Genomic DNA, 14,758 nt, shown 5'->3' on the forward strand with positions numbered 1-14,758 from the left:
TTTTTTTAAAAGAATTTTCGTGTTTTTATTATTTTATTATTAAAATAATAATATACTACTCTTTTATATAAATAACAACGCGACGGTTTTTTTCCCAGTTTTGCGGTGAATCATTTGGTACAATTGGCTTTGTGTCTGCATATCCTACCGCAGCTAGCCTTTTATCGTCCACATTATACACTTCAATTAAATGGTGAATCATATTTGCCGCTCGTGCTGAAGATAACTCCCAATTAGAAGGGAATTTCTCATTATGAATAGGTCTACTATCTGTATGTCCCTCTACAACAATTGGGTTAGGTACGGATTGAAAAAATCCAACTAATTGACTTATTATCCCTTTCGCTTCGGGCTTAACGTTCGCATCGCCTGTATCAAATATTAAATTATCTACTATAACGACGCTTACCCCTGTATCCTCTCGATATACATTCACTTGACTAATACCGTTATTATCTACATACGCTTTTAACTTCTTATATAATTCATCCATTCTCTTTTTTGAAATCATTTTTTCATCATTTTTTTCATGTGAAATATCCGGTATTGTATTTTCCATTACTTTTGCATCTACTTGCCCCGTATCACTAAACTTTTCAAGCATCTTTGACAATTTTACTGCATCTTGCTTTGATGTAGCAACTAGTAATACAAAGAAAGTTAATAATAACATCGTTAAATCTGTAAAAGTCGTCATCCAACGAGGCGATCCCTTTTGCGGTCCTTTACTCATCATACCACTCCTTGAAATATTAGGCTGCTCCTTTTACCTTTTTTACCTTTGTTTCGTATACGTATGTATCCAGTTTCAACTTTAATTTAGAAGGGATTTGTCCACGATACAATTCTGAAATTGCTTCTATTACAAACTTCTTCTCTGTATATAAATCTTCAATACCACGATATACTTTTTCCGCAAGAGGGATTGCAATCATATTCGCAAGTACAGACCCATATAATGTCGTTAACATCGCAACTGCCATTCCTGTACCAATTTGCGATGTATCTTGTAAGTTTTGGAGCATAATGATAAGACCGATTAACGTACCAATCATTCCCCAAGCTGGAGCAAAATCACCAATTTTATCTAATAATACTGCTCCTTTTCTTAACTCATACACTTCCGTTTCAATATCTTTCAATAACACTTCTTTTAATTCATCTTCATCGTAACCGCTTAACATTAATCGAATTCCTTTTTGAATAAAAGGATTGTCTACTTGCTCTCCATCTACCTCTAAAGAAAGCAAGCCGTGCTTTTTAGACTTTTTCGAAAAATCGACAAACAAATCCGTTAACTGTTCTAAATCTTCTTCTCTTCTATGTAAAACAGTAAAAATGCTTTTCGTATATTTTTTTATTTCTCCAAATCGATATGCCACAACAATTGTCGCTGTTGTTCCCCCTATGACAATTAAAATAGATGAAACATCTAAAAAGTTTTTGAAAGCTTTTATTCCACCGCCGCCAAGCATAATTGCCGCTATCACTATAATGAAACCTACTATAATGCCCACTGGGCTAGAAATATCAAACTTCCTTTTTTTTCTTTGTGGTCTAGCTAATACTTGATTTTTCTCTCCCATATTTCTGCCCTTTCCTTTCCATTTTTATATAACATTTTTTTATTTTAATAATACGTTTTCACATATAACATGTATTATACGCTTATCATCTGTTTATCGCAATATACTCATGAAATTGACACATTTCATTTCTATATTAGAATTATGGTATGAATAAATGAGGAGGATCACGATGGAACACAACATTTTACAAGTCATTGCATTAGCAGAAAAACTAAAATATGAAATGCGACATAGCTGGCTTTCCAACGGACGTCAAGAAAGTGTTGCCGAACATACATGGCGGATGTCTCTAATGGCCATTTTAGTTGAACCTTATTTGGATCAAAAAGTAAGTATTGAGAAATTACTTAAAATGGTTATTATTCACGACCTAGTCGAAGCCGAAGCTGGTGATATTCCTGCTTTTGATACAATGAATAGTCACGAATTACAGTTACAAAAACAAAAAAATGAACTGGAGGCTATTTTAAATATTAAACAAACGTTAACAGGTTCTCTCGGCGAGGAATTATATGACTTATGGATGGAGTTTGAAGCGAAAGAAACATACGAAGCACAAGTTGCTAATGCACTCGATAAACTTGAGGTGAAAATCCAGCATAACGAAGCTGATATTGATACGTGGCTACCAATTGAACATAAAATGACATTCCAAGTAGCAAAGCATACAAACTTTGATTCTTTCCTATCTAAATTACAAAAAATTATTGAACAAGATGGAGAAAAGAAGTTAATTGCTGCCGGCATTGATGTTGAGGCATGCAAGCAATAATGAAATAAGACACTCAACAAGAGTGTCTTATTTCATTATTGTTGATATAGCCTGCTTATAAATAAGCTGTTGTTTTCCATCCACTAAGATTAAAACTGTAAATTTATCCACTCCAACAACTTCTCCTACTATTCTAACGCCACTCTTTAAGAAAATTGTAACTGTACCTTTTTCTTCTTTTATTTGTTTATACAATTCTTCCTGTAAATGTTCCAATTACTGTCCTCTCCTTTCTGTGAAACATCTTAATATAAAAAACTATAAATTTTTTATTTATGCACTTTGTCTTTTATGTTCATAAACTTATTAATAAGTATATCTAAATCACGACTAAATAACAAAACTTTATCATGATCCAATCCGTGTCTCGCAACAAGTTGAATTAACTCTTTCTTTTTGTTTTCTATTTTATTTTTTAATTGTCCCATCTCCATCTCTATACTAAAACTCCCTTTTCCCATAATATTACTTGTAAAATTATAGTACATATTCTCTCATAAAAAAATAAGAAAATGGTTTTTTTTACAATTTTTTATTTTTTATGCCTAAATTATGAATTACGTAAAGGTTTATTTACAAATCACTAACATGCAATCCTAATGAATCTACAGGCATTTGTCTAATTATAAATGAGACTGGCTCGTTTTCTATACAAAAAACATACTGTATATAGTAGTCCATGAACCATATAGATTAACTTACTAAAAAGGAGGAAAACATATGAGTTATGGTGGAAGTTGCGCTGGTTTCGGCGGTGGATTTGCTTTGCTTATCGTACTATTCATCCTTCTAATCATCATCGGATGTAGCTGTTGGGGTGGCGGCGGATACGGATATTAATATATCCTATCCTTGAAAAATGAACTAAAAACTATAGAAAAACAGCTCAAATATGAGCTGTTTTTTTCATACTTTCGTATGAATTTATATCCCTCTTATTTGCGATTTCAACTAGCAACATATTGTTTACTATGGAATAAGAAACATTTTTACTAAGGGGGATTACAATGATTAGAGGTCTTTACGAAGCACATTTACCTGTCCGCAACTTAAAAGTATCAATACCTTTTTATGAATCACTAGGGCTAAAATTATATAAAAGAGGAGATAATATTGCTTTCTTTTGGATTAAAGAAAATGAGAGTTGGCTCGGCCTTTGGGAAGGCACAGAATACAAAGTGAATTATCACCCCTCTTTACGACATATCGCCTTTCAAGTAAGTTTACATGATTTAGAAAATGCGATTCATTGGCTAAATCAAAAAGGAATTTCAGCACGAAAAGACTTTGGAATGGAACCAATTGAACCGATTATTTTTCCGGAATTAGCACATGCAGCCGTATACTTTAACGACCCTGATGGAAATAGTTTAGAATTGATTGCACAATTACCTGTTGGACTTCCCACAGCGGAAAAAGTGTATTTAAGTGAGTGGAAAGAACAAATTCAAACATCGTCATTACATAAGGATTAATCTATTTATGTCAGTTTCTTATTCCACACTTCTTAAAACAAATAAAAACTTCAATAAACTATTTTATGGGCAAACATTAAGTGTACTTGGGGATTGGTTCCATACGGTAGCTTTATTAACATTTGTCTACAACATAACGGAATCGCCGTTTATGATCGCACTTACTTTTATAAGTAAAAGTTTACCACAGCTTCTTCTTAGTCCATTCATAGGCGTAATTGTAGATCGTTTCTCTAAAAAGAATATTATGATTTTTACCGATATTACACGGGGAATTCTAGTCCTTACATACTTACTCGCAGGCTATAAAATTGAGATTATTTTCATTGCTAATATATGTTTATCTGTACTTTCTTGTTTATTTGAACCGGCTAAACAAGCAACTCTAAAAAATATCGTACACCAAAATCATTTCGTAACTGCTAACTCTCTTTCTAGTACAATTAATGGTTTTATGTCTATTATGGGGGCTTCTTTGGGCGGAGTAATTGCACAATCTTTACATATTGAGTTCGCTTTTTTAGTAAATAGCCTATCATACTTTATTTCAGCCTATTTTATTTATAACATGAGTATTCCTGCTCATGATACTTGTAACAAGAACAAAGCATTTTTCACTGATATAAAAGGTGGTTATACATACATATTACAAACAAAAATCATTTTAACATTAATTCTTGTCGGCATTTCATGGGGGATTATTGGAGGTGCTTATCAACTACTTCTAACGATCTATGCCGAAAAAATTTTCCATACGAACATTGGGATTTTATATACGGTTCAAGGGGCTGGGCTTATGATAGGAAGCCTTCTCGTTAATCTTTATATATCCCATAATAAAGAAAAAATGAAAAAAGTATTCGGTTGGGCCTACTTATTACAAGGAATTTTCTTTCTCGGATTCATTCTATCCGATCAACTTATTATCGGTATCATTACTTTATTCTGTATGCGCATAGCAGGAGGAATCATCGTTCCACTTGATACGACATTACTTCAAACTTACACACACGAAAATATGATAGGTAAAGTTTTTTCATTCCATTATTCCATTTACGGATCTCTTATTCAGTTATCGATGTTTTTTACAGGAGGGCTGTTAGAAATTCTTTCTCCTCAAATGATTGGCTGTTTATTAGCTACATGCTGTATTTTTGTAAGTTTTATATGGCTGTTCTTGTTTTATCGCGGGGATCTCAGTGAATAATTTAATGATAATCAATACATTTTGATCCCATTCATTATTTGTTTCCCCATAATAAAATTGTTTAAAAACACAAGTCAGATTTTTTAGTTAAAGAGCCTTATATGGCAACACTATTTGAGAAAAAACTAGATATTTATGTTAAAATACAAATAAGTTTGTGAAACATTGCACTTAAATAATAGACTTTAACTAGTTAAACTTGATTAAATAGGAGGGCTGTTTTGGGTATCACATTCTTTTTCATATGTATTATATTAGTGGCTTCTATTCTGCAAGCAAGTACAGGTTTTGGCTTTTCCATAATGGCAACCCCTTTCTTACTTATGTTATTTCTACCACAAGAAGCTATACAAATAAACATTATTTTATCTTTAATTATCTCCATTTCACTCATTTGGAAAATAAGAATGGACGTTGATTTTGTTCTACTGAAAAGGTTTATTTTTGGAAGTATAGTTGGTGTTCCTTTTGGCATTTTAATTTTCATTTCCGTTAACATAAACACTTTTAAATTAGCAGTTAGCATCCTACTCTTACTATTAACATTGTTGCTAATATGCAACGTTAAGGTTAGATCAACACAATCTAGAGATTTCATAGTTGGCGGATTATCTGGTCTTTTAACGACAAGTATCGGTATGCCAGGTCCACCCCTGTTACTTTATTTTACAGGAACTAATACTGAAAAAGAGAAGTTAAGAGCAACTACATTAGCTTTTTATCTGTTTATATATTTCATTAGTCTAGTAACTCAAATACTCTTTACTGGCACAAACAAAACCATTTGGGAATCAAGTTTTTATGCCATTCCAATTGTATTTTTAGGTTTGTTTATAGGTCAAATTATTTTTAAATGGCTTAATCAACGGATTTTTAAAATATTTACGTACATTCTTTTAAGTTGTACAGGGGGTTATCTTCTTATTGAAAGTTTGAACTTGTTATAGAAGATGCTTTAGATCGTGCAATAACAGATATGTTCAAACGAAATTATTGCTGTATTTTCCGGCGGGGTATTCCATATCAAAACTTAAATAACTTTATTGACAGTTTACAATTAGCAATAATCTTTCTTTCATAAGGAAAATATTTCAAATCAAATACTAAATAAAACGATAAAAAGCGGCTTTTATGCCGCTTTTACTTACTATTGGCATTTCATTCTCATTTTCTATCACTTTTGTAAAAAATTATTAATTTTTATTTCTATGTACATGATAACAAACAAAATACCTAAGTTCAGAAAGAATAAACAACTTTCTGGCCTTAGGTATTTCTCCTTCTCAAAAAGGCAAAACTGCATCACAGGTTTGCCTCTTTACTCACTTCTTATTTAATCCTTTTTCACTTAAAAACTCTTTCATATGCATTCTTTTTTCTTTAGACATAAACGAACTCATTGATTCCGTCCATGTTACGTTTTTCTTGTTTGATGATCTTTCTTTATAATACGCGTTCATCGTTTCATCATATTCGTTTAGTAATTCATCATATTTTTGTTCATCATATCCATTTTCATGAAGAACTGCTGCTACTGGTAAACGTGGTTTAACTCCATGTTCTTCATCTGGTACACCGACTGTCATTCCGAATACAGGATATACTTTATCCGGTAAATGAAGCAGTTCACTCACTTCTCTCGGATTATTACGAATACCACCAATATAACAAATACCGTATCCTAACGATTCTGCTGCTAGTGCTAAGTTTTGCGCAAAAAGTGAAGCATCTACCGTCGCAACGATAAAGTCTTCTACTCCCTCATGCTTTATCTCTGTACTATGTTTTTCACATGCAATTTCAAGTCGTTTTAAATCTGCACAACAAACAAAAAATGCTGCACAGTCCTTCACATGGCGATTTCCGGATAGCTCTGCTAGTTTAGCCTTTAATTCCTGATCTGTTACATATATAACAGAATACGCCTGTACAAAATGTGATGAAGCTGCATGTTGCGCAGCATGCACCATCTTTTCTACTACATCTTTCGGAATTGATTCTTCTTTATATTTACGAACTGAAACATGTTGCTCCATCTTATGTATGATCTCATTCATGAAAATCACTCCTTTTTTCTCTTCATAATGAAAAATTAACATATCTTTTTCAATTTTCACAACTTATAAGCACAAAAAGAGCAATTCTTTTTGAATTGCCCTTTTTTAAAACGTTTATCGATACGGTAAATGAAATTATAATTATCTTATTACGCCGTTTTCAAAACTTTAATACCTTTTACGATATTCCAAATGAAGTAGTAAATTCCTACAAGAATGAACACTGCATATGTGATAGCCATTCCAATTCCAGCACCGTCAGATTGATTGAAACCTAAACCGTACATGCCTGATACTGCTAGTCCTCCAAATAAGATTGCGTATGGGAAAACATGTGACCAAAATGCTTTTTTCGCGTGATACTTCACTTCATCTTCTGCAACAAAGTACACGATAATTGGTAGTAAAAATGGTGCAAAAAAGATACTAAAGTAACATAACGAAGATAAAATATTATTTCCTTTCATCCGATTCACCTCTAAATAGTTTTTGTTACCTTCATTATGTCAGGAAATCATTCTAGAAACTATCGCTTTACCTTTCACGAACGTGACATATTTGTAAGATTTTCCTCAAACTAAATCCCGCCTGAGTTTCAGACGGGATCACTTTCACTATATTCGATTCATAAACCAATACTGTGTAATTGCTAAATATTCTCGTACATTCGATGGAATGATGATTGGTTTCGGTGTTTTTGCCGGAAGACCTTCTAATTGTAAACCTTGTTTGGCCGCTATTTTTTTCGCTCTAAACATGTGAAAATCGTTTGTTACGATCATACCTTTTTTCATATCGGCTGGAATTAACGGTTTTGAGAATGTAATATTCTCATCTGTACTCGTAGATTTGTCCTCCATTATAATACGGTCTTCTGCGATATTTTGTTTTATTAGTCCTTGTTTCATTGCTAATGCTTCTGAAATGTCTTCGCCTTTTCCTTGTCCTCCAGATACGATAGCGATTGTTTTCTCATGTGATTTTAAATATTCAGCTGCTTTATCAATACGATATTGCAATGAATAAGATGGTTTCGTCCCATTTACTTTCGATCCTAGTACAATTATGTAATCAGCATCGTATGTTGCATTCATATGCCCATGCTTATAAATGTGATATTGTAAAAACCCCGCATACACGGCGCAAATCATTATAACAACTAAAATGCCCTTCATTATTTTCTTCTTTCTCATATTCATATACTCCTATTTTCTTTTACTTCCTTCATGATAATATCCATTTATTTGTTTGTATACAGACAAATTCCAATAAACCCTAATTTATCCTCTGAAAGGTAATATTTATATTACTTTCGGGAATAGTAAGTACAACTTTACACGAAGGAGTGTCTCTATTGCTTCTCTTTTTATGTAACGTGTCGTTCTTTTTCATCTTATTTTTGCTATCGCTTAAGTTACTCGGTAAATCCGCGTTAGCGCAACTAACTCCTCATGATTTTGGGGCTATAATTTTTTTATCTTATTTAGCTTTCCAGGCCATACCCGTCTCTGGTGCTTTACAAGCATTTCTCGGTATGGTTGTTATCACATGTTTACATTTACTCCTTACAAAATTAAGCCTATTCAACAAACTAAATCGTTTTATTCTCGGACACCCTATCATTTTAATTAAACATGGTGATATTATTTTTGAGAACTTACAAAAAAGTAGATACCCCATTGCAGAACTGCTTTCTAATCTTCGCGTTGCAGGATATCCAAGTGTTCATGAAATTGAATACGCTATTTTAGAAGCGAACGGCGCTATTAGTATTTTACCAAAAAGAGAACTTGTACCATTAACTCCAAAAGATTTAAACATAGATGTTAAGTATGCTGGATTACCAATTGCACTTATCGTCGATTCACAAATTCAATATGATAACTTAAAGTTAATACATAAAGATGAAAAATGGTTATATAAAGAATTAAAAGAAAAAGGAATTACAAATATTAAAAACGTTGCCTTTGCTTCTGTTCAAGAAACGGATGGATCTTTTGCTATTAGTTTAAAGGAATAAGAAAATCCCCTTAATTGCTTAAGGGGATTTTTTATCATATCGCTTCTTTCTCTCCTGCCATATTTAATGGAACAGGATGTTTCATACGATTCATCGTAAATACGATAATCGCTGTCATTACTTCTGCAACTGGCATAACGAGCCAAATTCCATTTATACCAAATAGTTTCGGCATAATCCATAACAATGGAATAATAAATAGTAATCCTCGGCTCATTATAATAAGTACTGATTTCTTCGTTTGTCGCACTGATTGGAAGTACTCTCCATACACAATGTTATAACCTAAAAATACGTATTGGATAAAGAATAAACTAATACCTGTTAAGGTTAACTCCAATAATTCTGGAGATTGAACATCAAATAAACCAATGATATATTTCCCGAAGAATAATCCGACAATTATCGCAACGCCTCCAAGGACAACTGCAATTTTCACAGCAAACTTCAATCCTTCACGAAGTCTCTCTGATAAATTTGCCCCGTAATGGAAACTAGCAATTGGCTGTAATGCTGCTCCAACACCAAAGAATAATAGTAATGTCATTGCATGAATACTATTCACCATCGCATAGGAAGCTACTCCTACTTCTCCTGCATATTGGACAAATGCGATATTAAAACCAATCGTTACGATTGCAACCGTACTTTCTGCTGTAAAACTTGGGAAACCAATCACCATAATTTGTTTGACAGTATCCCATTCAAAATGAAATTTCGTCCACTTTAAAATACTACTTTTTCTAAAGAAATGGGTTAATAATACAAGGAAACCAATCGCTGCCGAAAGAATAGTCGCTGAGGCAGCACCTGTTACGCCCCATCCAAAGATAAAAATAAAGATATAGTCAAACACTATATTTAATACAGCCGTTACAACAAGACCAGCCATTGCTAAATTAGGATTTCCATCATTTCGTATAAATGTACTTAAAATATTTTCTAAAACGTATATCATTCCAAATGTTAATAATACGTGTAAATAGTCTAACGCATATGGTAGAATCACTTCGTTTGCACCAAATAAGTATGCTAAATCTTCTATTCTCCATAAGCAAATCGCTGCTAAAATCCCTACGATAACAACTGCTACCGTCATTGATTGAGTAAAAATAGACCTTGCTCTTTCTCGTTTATTTTCACCTAATGCAATGGAGTATAACGTTGCCCCGCCCATTCCGATCCATAATGAAATAGAGAAGAAAATCGAAAAGGCTGGAATAGCCACGTTCACTCCTGCTAAACCGTTCGCCCCAACTCCTCTACTAATCATAACCGCGTCAATTACAATATTCACTGACATTAATACCATTCCAAGAACTGCTGGTATTAAATAAGAAATAAATAAGCTTTTAATTGGTTTTTCTCTTAATTTTTCTGTTGCTTCCATACTCTAATATGCTCCTTTTTTTCAACTCTCTTTTCTTAGTTTAAACCTTCAAGTAACTTTAAGGTCAATAGAGAATTAAAAAATAGGTGACTTAATTATCGCGTTTGATGCTCATTTGTAATTATACGAGTCCTATAACTTATTGCTTTGTTTTTTCATTATAGGAATTTGAATTTCTGTTACTTGCTCCTCAGGATCTTCTGTTACAGACCAATCAATTAATGCAATCTCAATTGCATCTCCACTTATTTCGTATCCTTCTTGATCAATATATTTCATTAGCTTCTTATATGTTTCATCAGTTTCTTCATATGGCCCATGATGATATACACAGGCAAACATACCTTCTTTAATTTCATCTGAACTCTGTACTTCAAAAGGCATATAATCCAAAAGAATAAATACACTGCTATATGCTTGAAACTCATTTTGCATTAACCCTTTTTTCGCAACAGTTACACCAATATCTCCAGAAAATAAGCTATCATCCATTTGCCTCATATTTTTTTGCAACGAATGAATGTAGTACTCAAACATATCATCCGTCGTATTCGGGGCAACCGCAATAGCTGTTATTTTTCGCTGCGGGATCTCTTTTATTACCATTTGTTCAGCTTTTGCTTTTGTTGCTTCCTTAATTAAATGAATTCTATGCTCCATTTTCGCTAAAGCATACTCAATTTCTCTTTGTTTCTTCAGCATCATCTCTTGTTGTTTTTCCAGTAAATTGAGTGCGTATGCTGGATTTCTTTCATCAATATATTTCTTAATTTCCTTTAACGGAATGTTTAATTGGCGTAAAAACTTAATCGTATCTAATAGTGAAAATTGATCGATTGTGTAATAACGATAATTTGTTTGCGAGTCCACAGTAGACGGATGAAAAATTCCTTTTTCATCATAATACCTTAATGTAGATTCTGCGATATTATGCATTTTTGCCATTTCTCCAATTGTAAAACGTTTATTTAATAACATCTTTTATTTCCTTCCATTTCTATTTATTTCATTATATGTTCATTCTGTCTTCAAAACAAAAAAGAATTCCCCTACGAGAATTCTTTTTTACTATTAAACCTCTATTATTATAGGGAGGATCATCGGTTTTCTTTTCGTATTAGTATATATAAACTTCCCTAAAGCCTCTCTTACTTCTTTTTTCAAAATACCCCAGCTATTCACATTCTCTTTCTTCAAATTATTAATTGTAATAACAGCTAATTTATTTAATTCCTTCAAAAACTCTTCTGAATCACGAACATAGATAAATCCACGAGAGATAATATCAGGACCGGAAATAATTTCTCCATCGACTTTATTAAAAGTAATAACTATAACGAGCATTCCATCTTCCGAAAGTTGTTTACGATCACGTAATAAGGCATTTCCAACATCACCAATTCCTAATCCATCTACATATATATTTCCAGCCTGTATTTTTCTAGATTGAACGGCCACTTCATTACTAATATCTACAACATCTCCATTACGAACGATAAAGATATTTTCCTTTTCAATACCAATTGATTCTGCTAACAAACTATGGTGATGTAGCATTCTAAACTCTCCATGAATTGGAATAAAATATTTTGGCTTCATTAATGTAAGCATTAACTTCAACTCTTCTTGATATGCATGACCGGATACATGCACTCCAGTAGAACTACCTGATCCGTAAATCACCTTTGCTCCTAATGCAAATAAATTATCGATAATTCGAGAAACGTTACGTTCATTTCCTGGGATAGGGGTCGCGGCTATAATAACCGTATCTTCTGGTAAAATATCCACTTGTCTATAGTTTCCACTAGCTAAACGCGCTAAAGCTGCCATCGGTTCTCCTTGACTTCCTGTACAAAGTATCACTACCTGCTTTGAATCTAAACGATTTATCTCACTCGCTTCAATTAACATGCCGTCTGGAATATGTAAATACCCTTCCTCTAGAGCAACTTCTACTACATTTACCATACTTCTCCCGAGCAAAGCCAATTTTCGATTTGTTTTTATGCAAGCTTCAACTATTTGCTGAACACGATTCACATTAGAAGCAAATGTAGAAATAATTACTTTTCTATTTGCTTTCATAAATATTTCCTCTACCCGTTCTCCTACTGACCTTTCTGATGGAGTAAAACCTGGGCGTTCTGCATTTGTGCTTTCAGATAATAAAGCTAGTACACCTTCACTTCCTATTTTAGCCATTTTATGAATATCAGGATGTTGATTATTTACTGGTGTTAAATCAAATTTAAAATCACCTGTATGTACTACAGTACCTTCTGGTGTATGAAAAACAATACCGAGACAATCCGGAATACTGTGGTTCGTTTTAAAAAAGGTTGCCTTAATAGAACCACAATCAATTTCTGATTTTGAATGAATAACGATTAATTCCGTATCATTTTGAAGATTGTGTTCCTTTAATTTAATTTCAATTAAACCTAACGTTAACTTTGTTGCATAGATTGGTACATTTAGTTGTTTTAAAAAATATGGTATTCCGCCAATATGGTCCTCATGCCCGTGCGTTACTACTAAACCGCGAATTTTTTCTTTATTTTCTTGCAAATATGTGACGTCTGGAATTATTAAATCAATCCCTAATAAACTTTCATCTGGAAATTTAGATCCACAATCAATGACGACAATATCATTTTCATATTGGATAGCATACATATTTTTTCCTATTTCATTTACTCCACCTAAAGCAACAATAGACAAGTTATTTTTTAATGAATTCAAATGATAAAACCTCCTTTTCACATTTATAATTCGTGAAATAGCATTTAGGCTTTATTATTTGTAATGAAAAAGGACTTCATACTATTTTATACATATAAAAATTCACACACTATTCTTATATGTATATCCCTAATAACACCATCTCTCTCTAAAAAAGCTCCCATTTTTTCATTGATTTTTTTCAAAATATATTATATATTAATTACAGGTTCAAATTACGAGTTCAAAAGAACTTGTAATCAGACCCTTTTGTTTAATGGGTTTTACATATTTTCATTAGGCAAATTCCGAGAAATCGTATGATAAAACTAAAAATGATGAGGAGAGGATCAGATGGAATTCGAATTTTTCTTTCAAATTGCACTTATTTTATTAAGTACAAAGCTTGCTGGTGATCTTAGTGTTAGATTAGGTCAACCTTCTGTACTAGGTAAATTAATTGTCGGTATCGTTATCGGTCCAGCTTTATTAGGTTGGATTGAAAATTCAGAGCTTCTAACTCAATTAAGTAATGTCGGGGTTATTCTTCTAATGTTTATGGCTGGACTTGAAACAGACTTAGAAGAATTAAACGCCAATCGTAATTCTTCTTTAGCAGTTGCACTCGGAGGTATTATTCTTCCATTCATAGGTGGTTACGTTTCTGGCCTTGTTATGGGAATGGAACAAGGAAACGCTGTATTCTTAGGATTACTTCTATGTGCGACAAGTGTTAGTATTTCCGTACAAACACTTCGTGATTTAGGTAAAATGAAAACACGTGAAAGTACGACGATGCTTGGAGCCGCTGTATTTGATGACATTCTTGTTGTTATTTTATTAGCATTCGCAATGAGCTTCTTAGGCACTGATGATGTTAACTTAACAATGATTATCTTGAAGAAAGTAGTATTCTTCGCTTCTATTATTTTAATCGGATGGAAAGGTGTTCCAGCAATTATGCGTTGGTTATCACCACTGCGCGTATCTGAGTCTATCGTGAGCGCAGCTCTTATCATCTGTTTCTCATTCGCATATTTTGGCGAACTATTAGGAATTGCTGGTATTATCGGTGCTTTCGCTGCTGGTATTGCAATTTCTCAAACAAACTACAAACATGAAGTAGAAAAGAAAGTAGAACCAATTGCTTACGCTATGTTCGTTCCAGTATTCTTCGTTAGTATCGGTATGAATATTACATTTGACGGTATTGGCAATCAAATTTGGTTCATCTTAGCATTAACAGTAATCGCTGTATTAACGAAACTAATTGGTTGTGGTGTTGGTGCACGCATGACTGGATTTGATGCTAAGTCTTCTGCAATTATCGGTTCTGGTATGGTTTCTCGTGGTGAAGTTGCACTTATCATTGCAGGAACAGGACTTTCTTCAGGTCTATTGGCACAAGATTACTTTACAGCAATCGTTATTGTCGTTATTTTAACTACAATGATTACACCACCAATGTTAAAATACACGTTTGGTGCAAAAGATAAAGCAATGAAAGCAAGTAAATAAATTTAC

Annotated in this window: 17 protein-coding genes; 7 read left to right on the plus strand and 10 right to left on the minus strand. The window is 33.0% G+C overall.

Annotated elements, in window-relative coordinates; genetic code table 11:
* Positions 1 to 55: 55 nt before the first annotated feature.
* The gene (locus AU379_RS15550) at positions 56 to 733 is read right to left on the minus strand and encodes an OmpA family protein (protein WP_000033627.1); all 678 of its coding nucleotides are present in this window, start codon (positions 731 to 733) and stop codon (positions 56 to 58) included.
* Between the two features lie 19 nt (positions 734 to 752).
* Positions 753 to 1,586: a flagellar motor protein MotP gene (locus AU379_RS15555; RefSeq protein WP_025967094.1), complete on the minus strand. Its 834-nt coding sequence runs from the start codon at positions 1,584 to 1,586 to the stop codon at positions 753 to 755.
* Positions 1,587 to 1,758: 172 nt separating this feature from the next.
* Between AU379_RS15555 and AU379_RS15560 the strand changes: the two genes are divergently transcribed.
* The gene (locus AU379_RS15560; RefSeq protein WP_000400781.1) at positions 1,759 to 2,361 is read left to right on the plus strand and encodes an HD domain-containing protein; all 603 of its coding nucleotides are present in this window, start codon (positions 1,759 to 1,761) and stop codon (positions 2,359 to 2,361) included.
* Positions 2,362 to 2,388: 27 nt separating this feature from the next.
* Here the strand turns inward: AU379_RS15560 and hfq are convergent, their stop codons facing one another.
* Together hfq and AU379_RS15570 are read right to left on the minus strand one after the other, a co-directional pair.
* Positions 2,389 to 2,577 (minus strand): RNA chaperone Hfq, encoded by a 189-nt coding sequence (gene hfq, locus AU379_RS15565; RefSeq protein WP_000400665.1) that lies wholly within the window; start codon positions 2,575 to 2,577, stop codon positions 2,389 to 2,391.
* A 53-nt stretch (positions 2,578 to 2,630) separates the two neighbouring features.
* Positions 2,631 to 2,849 (minus strand): aspartyl-phosphate phosphatase Spo0E family protein, encoded by a 219-nt coding sequence (locus AU379_RS15570; protein WP_000291688.1) that lies wholly within the window; start codon positions 2,847 to 2,849, stop codon positions 2,631 to 2,633.
* A 232-nt stretch (positions 2,850 to 3,081) separates the two neighbouring features.
* Here AU379_RS15570 and AU379_RS15575 point away from each other — a divergent pair, with 232 nt between their 5' ends.
* The 4 genes from AU379_RS15575 to AU379_RS15590 all read left to right on the plus strand — a co-directional run bounded on the left by AU379_RS15575 (position 3,082) and on the right by AU379_RS15590 (position 5,990).
* Positions 3,082 to 3,201 (plus strand): YjcZ family sporulation protein, encoded by a 120-nt coding sequence (locus tag AU379_RS15575; RefSeq protein ID WP_000120179.1) that lies wholly within the window; start codon positions 3,082 to 3,084, stop codon positions 3,199 to 3,201.
* A gap of 167 nt (positions 3,202 to 3,368) precedes the next feature.
* Positions 3,369 to 3,836 carry a VOC family protein gene (locus AU379_RS15580; RefSeq protein WP_061139472.1) on the plus strand — a complete coding sequence of 156 codons (468 nt, stop codon included), beginning with the start codon at positions 3,369 to 3,371 and terminating at the stop codon, positions 3,834 to 3,836.
* A gap of 7 nt (positions 3,837 to 3,843) precedes the next feature.
* On the plus strand, positions 3,844 to 5,043 hold the full coding sequence (locus tag AU379_RS15585; RefSeq protein WP_061139473.1) for an MFS transporter: 1,200 nt from the start codon (positions 3,844 to 3,846) through the stop codon (positions 5,041 to 5,043).
* Positions 5,044 to 5,264: 221 nt separating this feature from the next.
* Entirely contained in the window at positions 5,265 to 5,990 is a 726-nt protein-coding gene (locus AU379_RS15590; RefSeq protein ID WP_000513081.1) for a sulfite exporter TauE/SafE family protein, read from the plus strand.
* A 375-nt stretch (positions 5,991 to 6,365) separates the two neighbouring features.
* On the opposite strand, the gene nfsA is transcribed toward AU379_RS15590, so the two are convergent.
* From nfsA to AU379_RS15605, 3 genes are all read right to left on the minus strand, one after another.
* Positions 6,366 to 7,100: an oxygen-insensitive NADPH nitroreductase gene (nfsA, locus tag AU379_RS15595; protein ID WP_001002392.1), complete on the minus strand. Its 735-nt coding sequence runs from the start codon at positions 7,098 to 7,100 to the stop codon at positions 6,366 to 6,368.
* Between the two features lie 149 nt (positions 7,101 to 7,249).
* Positions 7,250 to 7,567: a DUF4870 domain-containing protein gene (locus AU379_RS15600; protein ID WP_000678055.1), complete on the minus strand. Its 318-nt coding sequence runs from the start codon at positions 7,565 to 7,567 to the stop codon at positions 7,250 to 7,252.
* A gap of 147 nt (positions 7,568 to 7,714) precedes the next feature.
* Positions 7,715 to 8,293 (minus strand): YdcF family protein, encoded by a 579-nt coding sequence (locus AU379_RS15605; protein ID WP_001227676.1) that lies wholly within the window; start codon positions 8,291 to 8,293, stop codon positions 7,715 to 7,717.
* A 161-nt stretch (positions 8,294 to 8,454) separates the two neighbouring features.
* Between AU379_RS15605 and AU379_RS15610 the strand changes: the two genes are divergently transcribed.
* Positions 8,455 to 9,120: a DUF421 domain-containing protein gene (locus AU379_RS15610; RefSeq protein ID WP_000923922.1), complete on the plus strand. Its 666-nt coding sequence runs from the start codon at positions 8,455 to 8,457 to the stop codon at positions 9,118 to 9,120.
* 34 nt (positions 9,121 to 9,154) lie between these two features.
* On the opposite strand, the gene AU379_RS15615 is transcribed toward AU379_RS15610, so the two are convergent.
* The 3 genes from AU379_RS15615 to AU379_RS15625 form a co-directional block, all read right to left on the minus strand.
* On the minus strand, positions 9,155 to 10,510 hold the full coding sequence (locus AU379_RS15615; protein WP_000388390.1) for an MATE family efflux transporter: 1,356 nt from the start codon (positions 10,508 to 10,510) through the stop codon (positions 9,155 to 9,157).
* A gap of 132 nt (positions 10,511 to 10,642) precedes the next feature.
* Positions 10,643 to 11,488, minus strand: a complete 846-nt coding sequence (locus AU379_RS15620; protein WP_000925956.1) for a MerR family transcriptional regulator — start codon at positions 11,486 to 11,488, stop codon at positions 10,643 to 10,645.
* 93 nt (positions 11,489 to 11,581) lie between these two features.
* On the minus strand, positions 11,582 to 13,255 hold the full coding sequence (locus tag AU379_RS15625) for a ribonuclease J (protein WP_061139474.1): 1,674 nt from the start codon (positions 13,253 to 13,255) through the stop codon (positions 11,582 to 11,584).
* Positions 13,256 to 13,588: 333 nt separating this feature from the next.
* Here AU379_RS15625 and AU379_RS15630 point away from each other — a divergent pair, with 333 nt between their 5' ends.
* Positions 13,589 to 14,752 (plus strand): cation:proton antiporter, encoded by a 1,164-nt coding sequence (locus AU379_RS15630; RefSeq protein ID WP_000393877.1) that lies wholly within the window; start codon positions 13,589 to 13,591, stop codon positions 14,750 to 14,752.
* Positions 14,753 to 14,758: the final 6 nt, after the last annotated feature.

The organism is Bacillus sp. JH7, assembly GCF_001563515.1.
GTDB lineage: Bacteria > Bacillota > Bacilli > Bacillales > Bacillaceae_G > Bacillus_A > Bacillus_A cereus.